The organism is Variovorax sp. WS11 (genome assembly GCF_010499245.1).
Classification (GTDB): Bacteria; Pseudomonadota; Gammaproteobacteria; order Burkholderiales; family Burkholderiaceae_C; genus Variovorax.
In genome coordinates this window covers 3,533,423-3,553,308 of the sequence record NZ_JAAGOW010000001.1, presented here as the reverse complement: position 1 = coordinate 3,553,308, position 19,886 = coordinate 3,533,423, and the positions used below count along the sequence as shown (strand labels likewise).

The following is a 19,886-nucleotide window of genomic DNA, read 5'->3' as shown; positions in this document are numbered from 1 at the left end:
CGATGCGCCCGCTTACTTGACCACCACCTGGGCCGACTTGAGCAGCTCGTCCGACAGCGTCACGCCCTGCTTCAGCGCGGCACCCGGATTGACGTGCAGCTCGAAGGTCTTGCTGGTCTGCGAAGCGATGGTGCCGGGCGCCTGGCCCTGGAGGATGCGCACGACGATCTTGCCGGTCTGCTGGCCGATGTCGTAGTAGTTCAGGCCCAGCGCCGCCACGGCACCGCGCTTGACCGCGTCGGTGTCCGCCGCGACCACCGGGATCTTCGCCTGCTGGGCCACCTTGACGATGCCCTCGAAGGCCGACATCACGTTGTTGTCGGTGGGCGCATAGATCACGTCGACCTTGCCGACCAGGCTCTGCGCGGCACTGGCCACGTCGACGGTGCGCGCGGCGGCGCCCTCCACCAGCGTCATGCCGGCGGCCGGCACGGCCTTCTTCAGCGCGTCGACGATCGCCACCGAATTCGCTTCGCCCGGGCTGTAGATCACGCCGACGCGCTTCGCGTTGGGGAGCACCCGCTTGATGAGCTCGAGGTGCTTGTCCAGCGGCGAGAGATCGGACACGCCGGTGACGTTGGTGCCCGAGGCCTCCCAGGTCTTGACCAGCTTGGCGGCGACCGGGTCGGTCACGGCGCTGTAGACGACCGGGATGTCCTTGCTCGCGGCGACCACGGCCTGCGCCGACGGCGTGGCGATGGCGACGATCACGTCCGGCCGCTCGCCCACGTACTTGCGGGCGATCTGCGCCGCGGTGCCGTTGTTGCCCTGTGCGGACTGGTACTGGAATTTCAGGTTCTTGCCGGCTTCGAAGCCGGCGGACTTCAGTTCGTCCTTGACGCCGTCACGCACGGCATCGAGCGCCTTGTGTTCGACGATCGCCGTGACCGCCACCGACTTCTCGGCGGCGAGGGCGGGCGCGGCGATGGCCGTCGCGGCTGCGGCAGCAATGAGGGCCAGGGAGGAACGCAGGAAAGAATGTTGCACCATGAAGTCCTTGTGAGAAATAGTCGGCGTGGTTCAATTGAGAAAGCCACTCCGGCGGGAAACCTGTTTGATCCCCATCGCCGAGCCGCTTTCCAGGTGGAGAAGTGTGAACTTCTGCACAAAAAATCTGCTTTCATCCCGCATGAGGAGGAACCCTCAGGCAAGCAACATAATTTCTCCATGTGACCCGAACAGGAGACGAACTTGCACGACATCGAACTCGACCGTACCGACCGCAAGATGCTGGCGTTCCTGCAGGAGCATGGGCGCGCGTCCAACCTGGAGCTGGCCGCGGCCGTCGGCCTGTCGCCGGCGCAATGCCATCGGCGCCACCGGCGGCTGGAGGAAGCCGGCTTCATCGCACGCTATGAGACGCGCCTGGACCCCGCGCGCCTCGACCTGCACGTGGTGGCCTTCATCCTCGTCGCGATGGAGAAAGGGCACATTCGCGACCTGTCGAAGTTCACCGACGTCGTGATCGACATGCCGGAGGTGCTGGAGTGCTACTCCATCACCGGCGACTACGACTTCGTGATGAAGGTCATCGCCCGCGACCTGAAGGCGCTGTCGCGCTTTCTGATCGACAAGCTGATGCGCTTGCCTGGCGTGGACGGCGTGCGGTCCAGCGTTTGCCTGGACGAGTTCAAGTGCACGAGTTCGCTGCCATTGCCGGAATGAGGCTGCCGGCGCTCGCCGGCGGATCCTTGTCCTAGCCGGGCTTTGCTCGGGCGCCCGTCGTCAGCCGCATGCGCAAGCCGACCGGGTGCATCGTGAACTCCAGGATCTCCTCGGGCGGTGTGCCGTCCGGCGTCGACACGTCGAGCAGCTGGAAATCGCGCGCGAGCATGCTCAGGACCAGGTTGATCTCGAGCATGGCCAGATACCGCCCCGGGCAGAGTCTCGGGCCAGCGCCGAACGGCATCGATACGCGCTTGGGCGAGTGAACCGAGCCGGCGTTGTCCGCGAGCCATCGCTCGGGCCGGAACTCGCTCGCGGCTTCGACGACGGACTCGTCGACAGCGGCAGGTCGCATCGCGAGGAACAGCCGTGTTTTCTTCGGAATGCGAACTTCCTGGATCGCCGTGTCTTCGATGGCATCGAGGATCAAGAGCGGCGCGACGGGCCGAAGGCGCATCGCTTCGCTGGCGCAGGCTTCGGCATACCGAAGCGATCTGAGCTGCTCGACGGACTGTGCGACAGGCTCCTCTTTCAGGATGGCGCGAGCTTCGTCGACAAGACGGCGCCATACCGCCGGGTGCTGGTGAAGAAGATAGATGGTCCAGGCGAGCGTGTTGGCGGTGGTGTCTTCCGAAGCACTGAGCATGGTGAAGACATTGCCGGTGATGTCGGCTTCACTCAGCGCGCTGCCGTCGGCGTCCCGCGCGGCGAGCATGGCTTCGAGCAGGTCGGTGGGCTGCTCCCGTCTCGCCGGGTCCTGCCGCAGGCGCTCACGCGCCTGCTCGACGATGTCCTTGATGACCCGATGGATCGCGGCGATGTGCCTGTCGTAGGCAATGTCCGATGGCAGACGGAAGTAGCGCCAGTACGGAAACGGCAGGTTCATCCGGCGAAACAGCATCGGGAACATGTGCTTCAGGTGCTCGTGCAGGTCGCTTCTTTCGTCTTCGATGGTGTTGATGTCGATGCCGAAGGAGATGCCGGATGCCGCGTCCACCGAATACCGCATCAGTTCGGCCTGCAGGTTCATGACTGTGGACGCGTGCGCGGCGGCTATCCACCGATTGCGCAGGCGCTTGGTCACGCGAACGAGGGATGGCATGTAGTTGCGCAAGTGCTCGGGGTCGAAGCCCGTCATGACCATGCGGCGTTGGCGGCGCCACTCGTCACCCTCGGCGGCGAACACGCCGTACGCGGCGGATTCCCGCGCGATGGCGGCGAAATTGGCGGGCCGGCTCCAGGTCTCGGGACGGGCTCGCAAGACGGCCGCGATGTCCTCTGCCTTGGTGATGACGACCACGTCCTGCTTCGCCATCTTGAGGCGGTAGATGTCGCCGTAGGTCTTGGCCCAGCCCTCGAGCTGAAGGTGCAGCCGAGGGACCTTCATTTGCAGAAGATTGCCCGCCACGGGCCACTGTCTCGGGCCCGGCAGCTCGTCGATCGAGGTGGGCCGCTGCGCTTTGGTGGTCGGGCGCTCGGAGACAGAACTCATCCCTTTTCTCCTCGGCTTGGCGCGACGGCGATGTTGTGGACCCCAAAGCGTCGTGCATCGTACGCCGCCGCCTCCCGGGCGGCAATCCGGAAGAATCTCGCCGCCTCAGGCGGCTGAATCCGAAGCCACAGGCCCGGCGTATACGGGGTTCGCTCCTGCGGTGTCGAGGGCACATTGAAGCCGTTCAACCGCAGGCATGGACTTTGAAATCCCACTCCCATGGAGGACTGTCATGAGCACACCGACCCAAGTCGTACAACAGGCCTACGCCGCCTTCGGGCGCGGCGATATCGAGGGCATCCTGGCATTGCTGACGGACGACGTCGACTGGCGTTTCCTGGCCAGCGCAGGCATCCCCTATGCAGGCCGTTACACCGGCAAGCAACAGGTGCAAGCGTGGTTCGGCAAGGTGGCCGAGTCGGACGACATCCAGAAGTTCGAGCCGCGCGAATTCCTCGAAGGGCCTGACCACGTCACCGTTCTTGGCTGGGAGCAGACCCGGCCGCGGCCCAGCGGCAAGGTCTTCGAAAGCGAGTGGGTGCACGTCTTCACGTTCAAGGACGGCAAGATCAGCCGCTGGATCGGGACGCTCGACACGGCCGCCCATGTCGCGGCTGGACGATAGGTATCGGTTCGCGGGTTAGGCGTCACTTCTTTCGCCTGATGATGAAGGCGTTCTCGACATACCTCATCGCCAATGATCGCGCCGGCGTCAGTGCTGCGCCCATATGGACCGGCCGATCGGCGAGGAGAGTATGGCAAACGCAGCGGCGTTCACCACGACTGTGCCCCAGAAGACTGACCTGAACTCTGCCTTCGTGGACTTGTGTCGCAGGAGCTGCTGAGCGAGCAACGCCCCTGGCCAGCCACCCGCCAAAGCAAGGAAATGAAGCGTACTTTCCTGCGTGCGCCGTGCGTTCTGTCGGGCAGCCGACTTGTCCAGTGCGTAGGCGAAGAACGTGATGAGGCTCACTCCCGCGTAGGCAACGGCGATGACGAGGGGTGGTTTCCAGAGAACGCTGACGACGACGTACAAGACCAAGAACAGAGGGATCGCGAACAGCGTGGCCGTACCCCGCTGCGCTGAGGATTCCTGGTGTCGTGGCGACGAAGTGCGCGTCGCCTTGACCGGTTCAACGTTCCTCGCGCGCTTCTTGCCTTGAGGTCCGAGTTCCACCTCGAAGGACATGAGCTGTCCGACCTGCGGACGCCCAGCTCGCGCTCGAAATGCCTTGACGTGAACGAAGATGTCTTCGCCGCCCTGCGCGGGCTCGAGGAACCCGAAGCCTCGTTCGTCGTTCCAGGTCTTCAATGTGCCTTCGAATCGCATAGAGGTCTTGGCGTCTGGCGGCCCAGGCAAGTCACACGCCTTTCTGAGGCACCAGCTTGACTTGAAGCTCGCAGCCAACGGCTTGCGCGTAGCGCTTCAACGTGGCAAGTGAGGGGGCATGCTTACCAGCCGATTCGAGGCGAGAGATGGCGCTCTTGGTCGTGCCCATGCGCTCGGCGACAGCATCTTGCGTGAGATGTTCGGCCACGTCGTAGGACGAGGTCTTCGTTCTGGACGAACTCTTGGCGACTCTTGGCATAGCTACTCCACGAAATTGCGCGCAAGGTGAATGGCTCTGGCGATGTCCTTCTGTTGTGTGGACTTGTCGCCGCCGACGAGAAGAAGCAGGAGCCTTGTTCCTCTTTGCGAGTAGTAGACCCGATAACCGGGTCCGACATCAATTTTGTAGCCTACGGGCGACAGAACGTCGAGCTTGAGGCGCACGGCCAGCCTTGCCAGCGCCGCCTTTCGCCGGCATCATCCGCGCCGCAGAGGAAGGAGACCGCCGATGAAAACGTGGATTCGCCATGCCGCCGCCCTGGCAACCCTTGCCGCCGCTGCCGCCGTGCAGGCGGCAGGCACCGTGGGCAACACGCTGCCGCCCGGCTTCCCTTCGATCGAGGACACCTCGCTCGCCAGGCCGCTCATCGGCTTCGGTGCCGCCGGCGCGGTGACGCGAACGCCGGTCATCCTCATCCACGGCAACAACGACACGCCATTTGCCACCGCGTGCAGCCCCTTCGGGCGCATCCAGGCGCTGGCGCAGTTCCTCGCGGACAACGGCTATTCCACCAGCGAGCTCTGGGGCCTGGGCTACCAGGGCGACCAGTGCGACCTGGCCGCCGACCAGACGCGCCGCTCGAGCATCGCCCACACCAACGCGGCCAACGTGCCCGACCTGCGCCGCTTCGTGCGTGCGGTGATGGACTTCACGGGCGCGAAGCGCGTGGACATCGTCGCCCACAGCCTGGGCGTGACGCTGGCGCGCGAATGGATGCGGCAGGACGAGGCGCATGACGTGGTGCGTCGCCTGGTGGCCATCGACGGCCCCAACCACGGCATCATCAATTGCTCCCCGGACCCCGCGAACTACTTCCAGGCGCCGGCGGCGGGCGGCTTCACGCCGTCCAGCGAGGTGTGCCAGGAGCTGGGCTCGCCCGACACGCCCTTCCTGCGCCTGCTGAACGGCCGCCACGGCGGCCGCGAGAACGACGGGCCCACGCGCGTGCTGGTCATCCGCAACGGCGACGCCAGCTTCGTCTACTTCCCGGTTCAAGACGGCGTGATCGCACCGGTGCCTGCCGTCGACTCCTTCGGCAAGCCGAATGACTTCTCGAAGAGCGCCAGCCTGCGCGGCGCGCGCGAGCTCGTGCTCACGGGGCAAGGCGCCTACGACGCCATCCTGCGCACCGGCCACCTCGGCATCCTGAATTCGCCGCAGACCTGGCAGGCCACGCTCGACTTCCTCACCGACCGGCCCAGGGGCAAGGACAAGGACGACTGAGCGCCCGGGATCGTGCCGCTATGCTGGGCGGCATGAATCCCAAGACGCTGCTCGTGGTCTATCACACGATGACCGGCGGCACCGCGCAGATGGCGCAGGCCGCGGCCGAGGGCGCACGCGGCGAACCCGGCGTGCAGGTGCGTCTTCTGCGCGCGCCGGACGCGCAGCCCGAGGATGTGCTGGGCGCGGACGGCTACGTGTTCGCCACGCCCGAGAACCTCGCCGCGATGGCCGGGCTGATGAAGGACTTCTTCGACCGCTGCTACTACGCCGCACTCGATCGCGTGAACGGCCGGCCCTACGCCACGCTGATCTGCGCCGGCAGCGACGGCCAGAATGCCGCGCGGCAGCTCGAACGCATCGCCACCGGCTGGCGCCTGAACGCCATCGCGCCTGCGTTGATCGTCTGCACCCATGCGCAGACGCCCGAGGCGATCGCGCGGCCCAAGCAGATCGGCGCGGACGATCTCGCGCAATGCCGCGAGCTCGGCGCCGCGCTCGCGGCGGGGCTGGCGCTGGGCGTGTTCTGACGACCGATACCCGGGCACCGATGCCGAGCTGTCACCCATGTCCTCGCACATGCGTCACCTATGTCTCCGGTCTGTACATCTTGGAGGGGCAGGGAGTCATACCGGCCTACGCGCGCGCCAGCTCGCTCGAGGCGCTGTCGCCGAGCGCCAGCCCGTCGAGCGAATGGAAGAGCCGCCGGCTCGCCGGATCGTCGGAGCCGAGCGCGCGGTAAACCACTGCCCTGAAGCATTCGATGAAGCATCGGGCGGCCGCGCTCATCGGGTCGCCGCGGCGCGAGATCAGGCTCACGGTCGCTTCGTTCATGCGCTCGGTCAGCGGCAGCACGCACAGCTGCTCGCGGACGGCGACCGCCTCCACCAGGGGCCAGGGCATCAGCGTCAGCATGTCGGTGCTGCGCAGCAGGCTGATGACGATCACCGTCGAATGGGCGACGTGGATGGTCGGCGCGCCCTCGCGCAGATAGCGGGCGAACGGGTCGTCCTGCAGGTCTTCCGCGTCATCGCCGGGCGTCGAGTTCAGCAGCCATTGCGCATCGCGCAGATCGGCCAGCGACCGGGCCTGGGCGAGCGGATGGCCCTCGCGCCCCACCACCGCCGAGCTGGTGCGGAACAGCGGAACATGCGCCATGTCCTCATGGGTGGACGCCGGGCCGGCGCGGCCGATGCAGAAGTCCAGCGTGCCGTCGCGCAGCTTCGGGATCGAGACCGTCTGCACGCTTTCCATCAGCTCCAGGCGCACCGTCGGCATGCGCTGCTGGAACAGCTTGACCACATCGCCCAGGCAGGTCAGCGCGATCCACGAGTTCACGCCGATGCGCAGCGGCGCCCGCCCGCGGCCCGACAGCTGCGCCATCTCTTCCTCGGCACGCGCCAGCTGGCCCACCACCAGCCTCGCGTGCACCAGCAGCGCGCGGCCGGCTTCGGTGAAGGTCACGCCCTTGGCCTCGCGCGTGATGAGCAGCGTGCCGAGGTCTTCCTCGAGTTCGCGCACCGCCTTGGTCACCGCGGCCGGCGACAGGCCGGCGGCACGCGACGCGGCGCGGATGCTGCCGTGGTCGCCGATGGCGCAGAGGGCCTTGAGCTGATGGATCTTCATGCGAGTCCCGGTGAAACGAGGAGCATGGCCGCCATTGTCGGACCCGGCAACCGGCGCTCAACAGCAACACCGTGACAGGGCTATTGCGCGCGGTCGGCAAATCCTAGGATCGAGCCAGATCCACCCCACCCTGCCGCCCGACCATGGCCCATCGCCGATCCCGACTCCCGCGCCTCCTCGCGGCCCTGCTCGCGGGCGCCGCCGCGACCCTGGCCGCCGCCCAGGACGATTACCCCTCGCGCCCGATCACGCTGGTCGTCGGCTACTCCGCCGGCGGCTCGACCGACAGCGTGGCGCGGCCCTTCGCCGAGGTGTTCGGCCGCGTGCTGAAGGCCCGCGTGGTGGTCGAGAACTTCGCCGGCGCCGGCGGCGCGATGGGCGCGCTGAAGGTGGTCACCGCGAAGCCGGACGGCTACACGCTGCTCATGGGCGGCAACGGCGAGCTGATCGCGACCAAGGTGATGAACCCGAAGCAGCCCTACGACGGCCTCAAGGACTTCGCGCCGATCGGCGTGGTCAACCACCAGGGCGGCATGCTGCTGGCGTCACGCCAGTCCGGCGTCAAGACCACCGACCAGTTCATTCAGCTGCTGCGCAAGAACCCCGGCAAGTACAACTACGGCAGCTCGGGCAACGGCTCGATGTTCCACTTCGCCGGCGAGCTGGTGCGCGAGCGCACCGGCACCCAGGTCACCCACGTGCCCTACCGCGGCGTGCCGGCGCTGGGCAACGACCTGGCCGGCGGCGCGGTCGAGTTCGGCTACATGGGCACCGGGCCGGCCAAGCCGCTGATCGACGCGGGCGTGGTGGTGCCGATCGCGGTGACCAGCGGCACGCGGGCGCCGATCTATCCGAACGTGCCGGCGCTGGCCGAGCACCCGGAACTCAAGGGCTACGACCTGACCGGCTGGTTCGCGCTGATGGCGCCGAAGGGGGTGCCCGAGTCTGTGATGGCAAAGCTCAAGGCGGCGCTGAAGGAAACCCTGAAGGACGCCCGACTGCGCCAGACCTTCAACGACCTGGGCGGCCTGCCGATGATCGAGGACGAGGACCTGCCCAGGCTGATGCGCGAGGAAGACGCGCGCTACCGCAAGTTCGTCGCAACCGCCAACCTGGAGACGCAGAAGTGAAGCCCGCATCCGCCGTCGCCGAAATCGCCGCCGCCGTCGAGGCGCGCCGCCGCCCCTACATCGAGATCGCCGACCGCATCTGGGGCCTGGCCGAGATGCGCTACCGCGAGTTCGAATCGGCCGAGCTGCATGCCGCGGCGCTGGAGGCCGAGGGCTTCCGCGTCACGCGCGGCGTGGCCGGGATGCCCACGGCCTTCGTCGCCGAGGCCGGCAGCGGCGGCCCGATGATCGGCTTCCTCGGCGAGTACGACGCGCTCGCGGGACTGAACCAGGCCAGCGGCGCGCTGGAGTGCCGGCCCGATCCGGAGCGCGCGTTCAACCAGGGCCACGGCTGCGGCCACCACCTGCTGGGCACGGCGGCGCACCTGGCCGCGGTGGTTGCGCGCGACCACCTGCGGCGCCATGAGCTGCCCGGCACCGTCCGCTTCTACGGCTGCCCGGCCGAGGAGGCCGCGGCCGGCAAGACCTTCATGGCACGCGCCGGGCTGTTCGACGACCTCGATGCCGCGCTGTCCTGGCACCCGTCCGTGGCCAACTCGGTGTTCATGAACGCCACGCTGGCCAACGTGCAGGCCCACTTCCGCTTCCACGGCAAGTCGGCGCATGCGGCGCTGGCGCCTCACCTGGGGCGCAGCGCGCTCGACGCGGCCGAGCTGATGAACGTCGGCGTCAACTACCTGCGCGAGCACATGCCCGATCAGGCGCGCGTGCACTTCGCCTACATCGACTCGGGCGGGCCGTCGACCAATGTGATCCCGGCGTTTGCCGAAGTGCTCTACACGGTGCGGGCCTCCCGCATCGACGAAGCGCTGGCACTGTTCGCGCGCGTCGAGCAGGTGGCGCGTGGCGCGGCGATGATGACCGGCACCACGGTCGAGATGGTGTTCGATAAGGCCGTGTCCAACGTGCTGCACAACGACGCGCTCGACCGGGTGATGGCCGAGCAGATGGAGGCCGTGGGCGCGCTGGAGGTCAGCGAGGAGGAGCGCAGCTTCGCTGCGAAGATGCAGTCCACGCTCTCGGCCGAGGAGCTCGCCAGCAGCGCCAAGCATTTCGCGGCGGCGCTGCGCGACCCGCAGCCCATCGCCACCGGCATCCAGCCCTACCGACCCGAGGCCGCGCGGCCGGTGACCGGCTCCACCGACATGGGCGACGTGAGCTGGGCCGCGCCGACCACCCAGTGCCTCACGGCCTGCTTTGCGTGGGGCACGGCCTTCCACTCGTGGCAGATGGTCTCGCAGGGCAAGACCTCGCTGGCCCACAAGGGGATGCTGCTGGCCGCCAAGTGCCTCGCGGCCACCGGCGTCGCGCTCGCCGGGCGGCCCGAGGTGCTGTGCGAGGCGGAGCGCGAGCTGCGCGCCAAGCGGGGTGGGGCGCCCTATCGCAGCCCGATCCCGGAGGATGTGATGCCGCCGCCGGCGCGCGACGTGAAGGTGTGAGAGGCAGGCCGGGCGGGGCGTGGCCAGGACATGCCGTGCGCCTGCGTGGGTACGCCCGGCCGAACCCTAGGCCGCCAGCGCGACGATCGCGCCCTTGATCCCGTGGCGCTGCAACGCGGCACTCACGAAGCCGCTGGACTTCATGGACTCGACGAAGGCCGACAGGGCAGCTGCGGCCGGCTCTCCTCGGCTGATCGGCACCCCCATCGCCTGCCGGATCTCCATGAAGCGGCCGGGCAGCAGGCGCAGCCCGCCCAGGCGCGCCGCATCGGATTCGAGCTGCTGCTTCACGCCGGCAGCGACGTCGGCGTTTTCGGAGAGAAAACTGTCGACAACGGCGGGCGAGGTCGGCGCGCGTTCGATGCCGGCCGCCTTCAACTCGCGCGTGAGGTACAGGTCGTAGGCACTGCCCTTCCCGACCATGACGCGCACGCCGGCCCGGTCGACCTCGTCGTTCGAGGCGATCGGCGAGCCTTCCCTGACGAGGTAGGCACCCTCGATCAGCACATAAGGTGCCGTGAAGCGGATGCCCTGTCCGCGCAGCGGGTCCACGGCAAAGAAGCCGATGTCGGCCTGCTCGGCGGTCACGGCCTCGACGGACTTCCCGGCGGTGTCGAACACCACCAGTTCGAGCGGAACGCCCAGCTGCGCGGCGAAGGCGCGCGCCAGGTCGATCGACACCCCCTCGGGCTCGCCGGTTCCGGCACTCCGCTTCGCCAGGATGGGATTGCCGAGATTGATGGATGCGCGCAGGACGCCCGTGGGCGTGAAGGCTTTGACGATGGCTGGGTCTATGGGCATGGGCAGGTCCGGTAGGTGTCAGGTCTTGAGGATGCCGCTGATTTTCTTGAAGTTGCGCAAGACTACTCGAAGGCCGCAACGCGCCCCCGGCAGAGATCCAGCGTCCTCGCGACGATGGCCTGCGCATCGGCCCTTCAGCGCGAGGGCCGGCGGAATGCTCAGCGCGTCGAGTCCCTGCCGCAGACGCTGCAGCACATCGTCGATGGCGGTCTGCGCATCCGTTGCCCGCAGCCCTGCGATGCTGCCGAGTGCCACGAAGTCCGCTCGCCGCAGCCGCTCGTCCTTGCCGTTGAGCTTCAGCGCCATGCGGTCATGCTCCAGACCGGGAAAGGCACGCGTGGTCAGCGCGTCGTAGACGGGCGCGAGGCGAACTGCGCTGAACGCCGTCTCGCCGCCGCGTGCGCTCTTGAGAAGCGCCAGGTTCTTCAGGTGCATGTCGCCGTCGCCGATGAGCCAGGCGAACAGGACGCGGCGAAGCAGCAGCAGCAGGTCTTCCTCGGGGGCCGTGGACAAGACGCGAACGGCCCGTGCGACGCGTTCGAGGATCCCGGTGTACTTTGCCTCGGGCTCGAGATCCAGCACCGAGCACATGTCCTCCATGGCCAGCCAACGCGTATCGCCCGGCTGGTCGCGGATGTCGAAGCGCTCGACGAGGAGGGCCGCAGACATGCCGTCCGGCATGCGAACCAGCGCGGTCTCCGGTGCGGGAAGCCCGCAGGCGCGCGCGAGCGCCAGGCCGATCCACTCGATGAGCGGCAATGCTTCGAAGGCGCCCTTTCCCGCGGGCTTGAGGATGTGCGTGAAGGGCAGCGTCACGCTGGGCACCAGCTTTCCGTCCGCGTCCAGATGCATGGGGGCCTTGATCTGCACGCCGGAGAGGCGCGGCGTCTCGGCGTTCGCGAAGAGCGCGGCCAGCCGGTGCTCGAAGTCCCGCTCGACGGCGCTCCTGCCGGGACCGGCGTAGGCGCCCGTGAAGAGCCCGTCGCGGGTGAAGGCAGCGAGCTTGTGGGTCAGGATGTCCGCGGGCAAGGTCGACAACTCGTCCACCGTCGCGGCGACGGTGATGTTCGACATGTAGCGCTTGCCTGAACGCAGCAGGGCGCGTTCGTCGCGGCGGCCCTTCAGAACCGACTCGAGCCAGCCCTCGGGCAGCAGGGAGACGATGAAGGGCGGCAGTTTTCCCGGCACGGTTTGCCGCACGACGGGCGGCAGCCGCGCGCCCTCCTGGGTCGCCGACCAGCGCCATTCGAAACCATCGTGCGCGAGCGTGCCGATGGGCAGTCCGTGCCAGGCCACGAGAAGATCGAAGGCAGCCTCGTTCCGGACGGCCACGGCCGTGGGGCGACGCAACAGGAACTTCTGTGCCGCCTCGGCTTCGCGATACCACTCGTTCTCGCGCGCAAGCGCCCAGACGGCGTCGCTGGCCCCCTTGGCATCGCCGTACTCCTCGATGAGCCGCGCCGAAAGCGCCTCGCGCATGGCCGCGTCGATGGACATCGCGTGCTCGCTGCGCCGACGGAAAGCCTCGAGGAAGCGCTGCCGCACGGCAGAGACTTGAACGCTGAACTCGCCGAGACTGTCGGCGATCGAGGCGCTAGCGACCGAAGGGTTCGCCGGCGCCTTGTTCTGGATGATTTCCAGGGCGCGGATGCGGGTGCGCTGAACCCGCTGGCCGGACAGGTAGAGGCGGCCGTCGCGGGTGGGGCCGAGCAGGATGGCGCTCGCGCCGGACAAATAGGCCTTCGGGTACAGGTAGCGCGCGATACGCACGGCGTGCGCGAGGACGGTTTGATCGACGTCGTCGCCCGCGTCGGCATAGATGCCTCGCATGAGCTGGACGAGCTTGCCCGTCTCGGCCTGGTAGTGGCTGCGCGTCTTGTCGATGGTCTCGCCGACGAGGTGGAGGGGCACGTCTAACTTTTCCGTGTTTCAGATACGGGAAAGTTGGCATTTCAGGCTGGGATATGCAAATTTTCTAACTTTCGCGTACTTGAAATACGGAAAAGTTAGTCAAAAGACGCCAGCAAGGCCTCAATTCCGCGCTAACTCGGCAGAGACCGGGCTGCCGCAGGTGTTTGCACCGCACCGGGTCCGCCCGTCGAACCCGCCCGCGCCCGCTCCAGGATGAACTCGATGAAGGTCCGGGTCGCCCGCGTGTGCTGCCGGTTGGGCATGTAGAGCATGAACATCTGCGTGCCGAAGATGCTCAGGCGCCAGTCGTCCAGCGTGGTCAGCACCTCGCCGCGGCGCACATCCTCCTGCACCACGTAGTCGGGCACCAGCCCGATGCCCAGGCCGGCCAGGACGGCCTGGCGCAGGAACAGGAAGTTCTCGGAGATCAGCGTGGGCTCCAGCACCACCTCGCGCCGCTCCTCGCCCTGGTAGGCCGAGATGCGCAGCTGCTTGCCGATCACCGCGGCGGTGACCACCGGCGCACCGCTGAGCTGATCGAGCTGCGTGGGCAGCCCGTGCTCCTGCGCGTAGGCGCGCGAGGCGCAGGCCACGTAGCGCACCGGCCCCAGCGCGCGGGCCACCAGGTTCTGCGGCGGCTCGGGGATCACGCGGATGGCGATGTCGACCTCGTCGCGCAGCAGGTCCTCGATGCGGTTCTCGAACAGCACGTCGAGCACGATGCCGGGGTAGAGGCGCTTGAAGTCGATCAGCCAGTCCGACATCACCAATTGCCCGTAGCCGCTGGGCACGCTGAGCCGCACCCGGCCCACCAGCCCCTCGCCCAGCGCCGTGGCCGACTCGCGCGCGGCCTGCAGCTCGTTCTGGATGGCAAGGCCATGCTGGTAGAGCCGCTGCCCGATCTCGGTGGCCTCGGCGCGGCGCGTTGTGCGGCGCACCAGCTGGGCGCCGACCGAGCGCTCGAGCTGGTTGAGGTGGTAGCTCACGTTGGCGCGGCTCATCTTGAGCCGGCGCGCGGCCTCGCTCAGGTTGCCGGCATCGAGGATCTCGACCAACAGGGTGAGGGATTGCAAGTCCATGGAGATCGGCGCATTGTGTCAAAAATTCTTTGACAGTCTGTCAACCAGCCATGCAATTGTCAAAGCGACGTGGCTGTCCAAGAATGCGAGGTTCCCCCCAAGCCCCAGCGAACCGGCGCAGGTTCGCCCCCCAGGAGACACCCAGCATGGCCACGAACGCCTCCCCCGAACTCGTCACCTTCCAGCGCCAGGCCGATGTGCTGGTCGTGACCATCGACAACCCGCCCGTCAACGCGCTCGGCGTGGACGTGCGCCGGGGCCTGGTGGCCGCCATCGACGCGGCGGAGGCCGACGGTGCCGCAGCCGCGGTGCTGATCGTCGGCGCCGGACGCAACTTCATCGCCGGTGCCGACATCCGCGAATTCGGCAAGCCGCCGCAACAGCCTTCGCTGCCCGAGGTCTGCGCCCGCATCGAGAACTGCAGCAAGCCGGTGGTCGCCGCGATCCACGGCGCCGCGCTCGGCGGCGGACTGGAAATTGCGCTGTCGGCGCACTACCGCCTGGCCGTGCCTTCCGCCAAGCTGGGCTTGCCCGAGGTGCAGCTGGGCCTGATCCCCGGCTCCGGCGGCACCCAGCGCGCGCCGCGCCTGATCGGCGTGAAGGCCGCGCTGGACCTGATGCTGAGCGGCCGCCATTCCGGCGCCAAGGAAGCGCTGGCCCTGGGCCTGGTCGATCGCCTGGGCGAAGGCGCCGATGCGCTGGCCGAAGGGCTGGCCTATGCGAAGGAGCTGGCCGCGGGCAAGGCGCCGGTGCGCCGCACGCGTGACGCGAGCGCCGCGCTCGCCGACAAGGACGCCCAGCGCGCGGCACTGGAAGCTGGCCACGCCGACACCGCGAAGAAGAGCCGCGGCCTGTTCTCGCCGATGAAGATCGTCGAAGCCACCGAGGCTGCGCTCTCGCTGCCCTTCGACGAGGGCATGGCGCTGGAGCGCAAGCTCTTCCTGCAGTGCATCGACAGCCCGCAGCGCGCCGGCCTGATCCATGCCTTCTTCGCCGAGCGTGAAGTGCTCAAAGCCCCCGAGACCAAGGCCGCGAAGCCGCGCGCCATTGAATCCTGCGGCATCGTCGGCGGCGGCACCATGGGCGCGGGCATCGCGGTCGCGATGCTCGATGCCGGCCTGCCGGTGACCATGATCGAGCGCGACGAGCCCAGCCTCGCGCGCGGCCGCGCCCACGTCGAGAAGGTCTACGACGGCCTGATCCAGAAGGGCCGCATGACGGCCGAGGCCAAGACGGCGGTGATGGCGCGCTTCTCGGGCTCGACCGCCTACGACGCGCTCGCGAAGGCCGACCTGGTGGTGGAGGCCGTGTTCGAGGACATGGCAGTCAAGAAGGCCGTCTTCGCCGAGCTCGACCGCGTGTGCAAGCCCGGCGCGGTGCTCGCCACCAACACCTCCTACCTCGACATCGACGAGATCGCGGCCAGCATCTCGCGCCCCGGCGACGTGCTGGGCCTGCACTTCTTCTCGCCGGCCAACATCATGAAGCTGCTGGAGATCGTGGTGCCGGCGAAGGTCAGCGCCGACGTCGTTGCCACCGGCTTCGAGCTGGCGAAGAAGCTGAAGAAGACGCCGGTGCGCGCCGGCGTGTGCGACGGCTTCATCGGCAACCGCATCCTCGCGGTGTACCGCCAGGCGGCCGACCACATGATGGAAGACGGCGCCTCGCCCTACCAGATCGACAAGGCGGTGCGCGACTTCGGCTACCCGATGGGCCCGTTCCAGGTGTCCGACCTGGCCGGCGGCGACATCGGCTGGGCCACGCGCAAACGCAAGGCCGCCACCCGCGACCCGAAGGCGCGCTACGTGCAGATCGCCGACCGCATCTGCGAGCGCGGCTGGTTCGGCCAGAAGACCGGCCGCGGCTACTACCTGTACCCCGAGGGCGCACGCACCGGCACGCCGGACCCGGAGGTGGAGGCCATCATCGACGCCGAGCGCCTGCGCGCCGGCATCGCGCCGCGCAGCTTCAGCGACGAGGAGATCATGCGCCGCTACATGGCCGCGATGATCAACGAGGGCGCCAACGTCGTGCACCAGCGCATCGCGCTGCGCCCGCTGGACGTGGACGTGACCTTCCTCTACGGCTACGGCTTCCCGCGCCACCGCGGCGGGCCGATGAAGTACGCCGACACGGTGGGCCTGCCGAAGGTGCTGGCCGACATCCGCGAGTTCGCCAAGGAAGACCCGCTGTTCTGGAAGCCCTCGCCGCTGCTGGCCGAGCTGGTGGAACGCAGCGCCGATTTCTCGAGCCTCAATCAACCCGAGTAAGCCCCGATCAGGAGACATTCATCATGCGCGAAGCCGTCATCGTTTCCACCGCCCGCACCCCGCTCACCAAGGCGCACCGCGGCGAATTCAACATCACGCCCGGCCCCACGCTGGCCGCCTTCGCGGTGCGCGCCGCGGTGGAGCGCTCGGGGCTGGACCCGGCGCAGATCGAGGACGCCATCCTCGGCTGCGGCTACCCCGAGGGCACCACCGGCCGCAACGTGGCGCGCCAGACTATCGTGCGCGCCGGCCTGCCGATCAGCATCGCGGGCACCACGGTCAACCGCTTCTGCGCCTCGGGCCTGCAGGCCATCGCGATCGCGGCGGGCCGCATCGTGGTCGAGGGTGCGCCAGTCATGATCGCGGGCGGCGTGGAGAGCATCTCGCAAATCCGCAGCCGCAGCGCCACCGACAGCGGTGACTCCGGCATGGACCCGTGGATCGTCGAGCACAAGCCCGCGCTCTACCTGTCGATGATCGAGACCGCCGACATCGTGGCCAAGCGCTACAACATCAGCCGCGAGGCGCAGGACCGCTTCTCGGCCGAGAGCCAGCGCAAGACCGAGGAGGCGCAACTCGCCGGCCGCTACAAGGAAGAGATCGTGGCCTGCACCACCACCATGGCCGTGACCGACAAGGAGACCAAGCAGGTCAGCCACAAGGAAGCGACGATCGACGTCGACACCTGCAACCGCCGCGGCACCACCTACGAGGCGCTGGCCAAGCTCGAGCCCGTGATGGGCGCCGGCAAGTTCGTCACCGCCGGCAATGCCTCGCAACTTTCCGACGGTGCCTCGGCCTGCGTGCTGATGGAAGCCAAGGACGCGGAGCGCGCCAACCTCAAGCCCCTGGGCGCCTTTCGCGGCCTGGCGCTGGCCGGCTGCGAGCCCGACGAGATGGGCATCGGCCCGGTGTTCGCGGTGCCGAAACTGCTGGCGCGCAACGGCCTGAAGGTCGACGATATCGACCTCTGGGAACTCAACGAGGCCTTTGCCTCGCAGTCCATCTACTGCCAGGAGAAGCTCGGCATTCCGTCCGAGCGGCTCAATGTCGACGGCGGCGCGATCTCCATCGGCCACCCCTTCGGCATGACGGGTGCGCGGCTCGCGGGCCACGTGCTGATCGAGGGTAAGCGGCGCGGCGCGAAGTACGCCGTGGTCACCATGTGCATTGCAGGGGGCATGGGCGCCGCCGGCCTGTTCGAAATCTTCTGAGGAGACCGGCGATGGACCTCAACTTCACTCCCGAAGAACAAGCCTTCCGCGACGAGGTGCGCAGCTTCCTCGCCGACAAGCTGCCGAAGCGCCTCTCCGACAAGGTGGCCACCGGCAAGCACCTCGCCAAGGCCGACATGGAGGAATGGCACGCCATCCTCAACGCGCGCGGCTGGCTCGCGAACCATTGGCCCGAGCAGTACGGCGGCCCGGGCTGGACCGCGGTCGAAAAGTTCATCTTCGAGAACGAATGTGCGCTGGCCCATGCGCCGCGCATCGTGCCCTTCGGTGTGAACATGCTGGGGCCGGTGATGATCAAGTACGGCAACGAGGAGCAGAAGCGCCGCTGGCTGCCGCGCATCCTCGACGGCTCGGACTGGTGGTGCCAGGGCTACTCGGAACCGGGCGCGGGCTCGGACCTCGCCTCGGTCAAGACCTCGGCCGTGCGCGGCGTCGATGCAGAGGGCCCGCACTACATCGTCAACGGCCAGAAGACCTGGACCACGCTGGGCCAGCACGCCAACATGATCTTCTGCCTGGTGCGGACCAACCGCGAAGCGAAGAAGCAGGAGGGCATCAGCTTCCTGCTGATCGACATGACCTCGCCGGGCGTCGTGGTGCGGCCGATCATCACGCTGGACGGCGACCACGAGGTCAACGAAGTCTTCTTCTCCGACGTGCGCGTGCCGGCCGAGAACCTGGTGGGCGAGGAGGACAAGGGCTGGACCTGCGCCAAGTATTTGCTGACCTACGAGCGCACCAACATCGCGGGCGTGGGCTTCTCGGTGGCGGCGATGGAGCAGCTCAAGGCCATCGCGGCGAAGCAGACGAAGAACGGCAAGCCGCTTTCGGAAGACCCGGCGTTTGCGGCGCGCATGGCGCGCGTCGAGATCGACCTGGAGAACATGAAGACCACCAACCTGCGCGTGATCGCGGCGGTGGCGGGCGGCGGCGTGCCGGGAGCCGAGAGCTCGATGCTCAAGATCCGCGGGACCGAGATCCGGCAGGAAATCTCTTCGCTGATCCGGCGCGCAATGGGCCCGTATGCGCGTCCCTACGTCGAAGCGGCGCTGGAGGACGGCTTCAGCGGCGTGCCGATCGGCCCGGCCGAGGCAGCGCCCGCCGCGGCCAAGTACTTCAACAACCGCAAGCTGTCGATCTTCGGCGGCTCCAACGAAATCCAAAAAAACATCATCTCCAAGATGATCCTCGGACTGTGAGGGCAAGACCATGAACTTCGAACACACCGAAGACCGGCGCATGCTCGCCGACAGCCTCAACCGCTTCATCGCCGAGCAGTACGCCTTCGAGGCGCGCGACCGCATCGCGAAGTCGGAGCACGGCTTCAGCACCAAGATCTGGGAGCAGTTCGCCGAGCTGGGCGTGATCGGCGCGCTGTTCCGCGAAGAGGATGGCGGCTTCGGCGGCGGCGGCTTCGACGTGGCCGTGGTCTTCGAGGCGCTGGGCCGCGGCCTGGTGGTCGAGCCGGTGCTGGGCGCGGTGATGGCCGGCGAAGCCATTGCCGCCGCGGGCAGCGAGGCGCAGAAGGAACAGCTGGCCGGCATCATCGCGGGCAGCACCGTCGCGGCGCTGGCGCACGACGAGCCCGGCACGCACTACGAACTCGCGCATGTGCAGACCCGCGCCGAGCGCAGCGGCGACGGCTGGCTGCTCAATGGCGCCAAGGCCGTGGTGCCGCAGGGCGAGCAGGCGGACCTGTTCGTGGTCTCGGCCCGCACCGGCGGCGCGGACGACGACGAGTCCGGCATCTCGCTCTTCCTGGTGCCGGCGAAGACCAAGGGCCTGTACGTGCGCGGCTGCCCCGCGATCGACGGCGGCCGCGTGGCCGAAGTCGTGTTCGACGGCCTGAAGCTGGAAGGCGATGCACTGCTGGGCAGCGAAGGCCAGGGCTATCCGGCGCTGGAGCGCGCCGTCGGCCGCGGCCTGCTCGCCCTGTGCGCCGAGAGCCTGGGCGCGATGGAAGCGGCCAAGGCGGCGACGCTCGAATACCTGCGCACGCGCAAGCAGTTCGGCCTGCTGATCGGCAGCTTCCAGGCGCTGCAGCACCGCATGGCCGACCTGCTGCTCGAAGTGGAGCAGGCGCGCTCGGCCGTGATCAATGCCGCGGCTGCAATCGACGGCACGGACCGCGTGGCGCGCGAGCGCGCGCTCTCGGCCGCCAAGGCTAGCATCGGGCGCATCGGCACGCTGGTGGCCGAGGAAAGCGTGCAGATGCACGGCGGCATCGGCATGACCTGGGAGCTGCCGCTGGCCCACTATGCCAAGCGGCTGGTGATGATCGACCACCAACTGGGCGACGAGGACCATCATCTGCAGCGCTTCGCTGCGCTCGGCCGGCAAGCCCTCGCCGCCGCGCGCTGAGGTATCGACAATGGGCGATGCGCGCCGCGGGTGAGCCCGGCGC

At 68.1% G+C, this 19,886-nt stretch carries 17 protein-coding genes and 2 pseudogenes; 10 read left to right on the top strand and 9 right to left on the bottom strand.

The genetic code is table 11. The features are described 5' to 3' along the window. Window positions 1-12: 12 nt before the first annotated feature. Window positions 13-990 (bottom strand): ABC transporter substrate-binding protein, encoded by a 978-nt coding sequence (locus GXN78_RS17520; protein WP_106560527.1) that lies wholly within the window; start codon window positions 988-990, stop codon window positions 13-15. 201 nt (window positions 991-1,191) lie between these two features. Between GXN78_RS17520 and GXN78_RS17515 the strand changes: the two genes are divergently transcribed. Beyond that, on the top strand, window positions 1,192-1,665 hold the full coding sequence (locus GXN78_RS17515) for an Lrp/AsnC family transcriptional regulator (RefSeq protein WP_106560528.1): 474 nt from the start codon (window positions 1,192-1,194) through the stop codon (window positions 1,663-1,665). 31 nt (window positions 1,666-1,696) lie between these two features. On the opposite strand, the gene GXN78_RS17510 is transcribed toward GXN78_RS17515, so the two are convergent. After that, window positions 1,697-3,157, bottom strand: coding sequence for a cytochrome P450 (locus tag GXN78_RS17510; RefSeq protein WP_106560529.1), 1,461 nt, complete (start codon window positions 3,155-3,157; stop codon window positions 1,697-1,699). Between the two features lie 232 nt (window positions 3,158-3,389). On the opposite strand from GXN78_RS17510, the gene GXN78_RS17505 reads away from it, so the two are divergent. Continuing rightward, window positions 3,390-3,782 (top strand): nuclear transport factor 2 family protein, encoded by a 393-nt coding sequence (locus GXN78_RS17505; protein WP_106560530.1) that lies wholly within the window; start codon window positions 3,390-3,392, stop codon window positions 3,780-3,782. An 87-nt stretch (window positions 3,783-3,869) separates the two neighbouring features. Here the strand turns inward: GXN78_RS17505 and GXN78_RS17500 are convergent, their stop codons facing one another. The 3 genes and pseudogenes from GXN78_RS17500 to GXN78_RS17490 form a co-directional block, all read right to left on the bottom strand. After that, entirely contained in the window at window positions 3,870-4,487 is a 618-nt protein-coding gene (locus tag GXN78_RS17500) for a cold shock and DUF1294 domain-containing protein (protein ID WP_106560531.1), read from the bottom strand. Between the two features lie 31 nt (window positions 4,488-4,518). Beyond that, window positions 4,519-4,683, bottom strand: a pseudogene (locus tag GXN78_RS17495) (helix-turn-helix transcriptional regulator); the annotation flags it as partial. 65 nt (window positions 4,684-4,748) lie between these two features. Beyond that, window positions 4,749-4,892, bottom strand: a pseudogene (locus GXN78_RS17490) (type II toxin-antitoxin system RelE/ParE family toxin); the annotation flags it as partial. A 103-nt stretch (window positions 4,893-4,995) separates the two neighbouring features. On the opposite strand from GXN78_RS17490, the gene GXN78_RS17485 reads away from it, so the two are divergent. Next, the gene (locus GXN78_RS17485; protein WP_106560534.1) at window positions 4,996-5,991 is read left to right on the top strand and encodes a hypothetical protein; all 996 of its coding nucleotides are present in this window, start codon (window positions 4,996-4,998) and stop codon (window positions 5,989-5,991) included. Between the two features lie 32 nt (window positions 5,992-6,023). Continuing rightward, complete coding sequence (locus GXN78_RS17480; protein ID WP_106560545.1) at window positions 6,024-6,521, top strand: NAD(P)H-dependent oxidoreductase; 498 nt, start codon at window positions 6,024-6,026, stop codon at window positions 6,519-6,521. Window positions 6,522-6,627: 106 nt separating this feature from the next. Here the strand turns inward: GXN78_RS17480 and GXN78_RS17475 are convergent, their stop codons facing one another. Continuing rightward, window positions 6,628-7,617, bottom strand: a complete 990-nt coding sequence (locus GXN78_RS17475; RefSeq protein ID WP_106560535.1) for a LysR substrate-binding domain-containing protein — start codon at window positions 7,615-7,617, stop codon at window positions 6,628-6,630. 143 nt (window positions 7,618-7,760) lie between these two features. On the opposite strand from GXN78_RS17475, the gene GXN78_RS17470 reads away from it, so the two are divergent. Both GXN78_RS17470 and GXN78_RS17465 read left to right on the top strand, forming a co-directional pair. Next, complete coding sequence (locus GXN78_RS17470) at window positions 7,761-8,747, top strand: tripartite tricarboxylate transporter substrate binding protein (protein ID WP_106560536.1); 987 nt, start codon at window positions 7,761-7,763, stop codon at window positions 8,745-8,747. A 23-nt stretch (window positions 8,748-8,770) separates the two neighbouring features. Beyond that, entirely contained in the window at window positions 8,771-10,186 is a 1,416-nt protein-coding gene (locus GXN78_RS17465) for an amidohydrolase (RefSeq protein WP_239142826.1), read from the top strand. Window positions 10,187-10,252: 66 nt separating this feature from the next. Here the strand turns inward: GXN78_RS17465 and GXN78_RS17460 are convergent, their stop codons facing one another. The 3 genes from GXN78_RS17460 to GXN78_RS17450 form a co-directional block, all read right to left on the bottom strand. Then, the gene (locus tag GXN78_RS17460) at window positions 10,253-10,987 is read right to left on the bottom strand and encodes an ABC transporter substrate-binding protein (RefSeq protein WP_106560537.1); all 735 of its coding nucleotides are present in this window, start codon (window positions 10,985-10,987) and stop codon (window positions 10,253-10,255) included. An 18-nt stretch (window positions 10,988-11,005) separates the two neighbouring features. Then, entirely contained in the window at window positions 11,006-12,898 is a 1,893-nt protein-coding gene (locus GXN78_RS17455; RefSeq protein WP_181360685.1) for a HipA domain-containing protein, read from the bottom strand. Window positions 12,899-13,029: 131 nt separating this feature from the next. Further along, window positions 13,030-13,977 (bottom strand): LysR family transcriptional regulator, encoded by a 948-nt coding sequence (locus GXN78_RS17450; RefSeq protein WP_239142747.1) that lies wholly within the window; start codon window positions 13,975-13,977, stop codon window positions 13,030-13,032. A 146-nt stretch (window positions 13,978-14,123) separates the two neighbouring features. Here GXN78_RS17450 and GXN78_RS17445 point away from each other — a divergent pair, with 146 nt between their 5' ends. From GXN78_RS17445 to GXN78_RS17430, 4 genes are read left to right on the top strand one after another with little or no spacing between them, the layout of a single operon-like run. Further along, complete coding sequence (locus GXN78_RS17445; RefSeq protein WP_106560538.1) at window positions 14,124-16,247, top strand: 3-hydroxyacyl-CoA dehydrogenase NAD-binding domain-containing protein; 2,124 nt, start codon at window positions 14,124-14,126, stop codon at window positions 16,245-16,247. Between the two features lie 23 nt (window positions 16,248-16,270). Continuing rightward, entirely contained in the window at window positions 16,271-17,461 is a 1,191-nt protein-coding gene (locus tag GXN78_RS17440; RefSeq protein WP_106560539.1) for an acetyl-CoA C-acyltransferase, read from the top strand. Window positions 17,462-17,472: 11 nt separating this feature from the next. Then, complete coding sequence (locus GXN78_RS17435; protein WP_106560540.1) at window positions 17,473-18,681, top strand: acyl-CoA dehydrogenase family protein; 1,209 nt, start codon at window positions 17,473-17,475, stop codon at window positions 18,679-18,681. A gap of 10 nt (window positions 18,682-18,691) precedes the next feature. Next, the gene (locus GXN78_RS17430) at window positions 18,692-19,843 is read left to right on the top strand and encodes an acyl-CoA dehydrogenase (protein ID WP_106560541.1); all 1,152 of its coding nucleotides are present in this window, start codon (window positions 18,692-18,694) and stop codon (window positions 19,841-19,843) included. Window positions 19,844-19,886 lie beyond the last annotated feature (43 nt).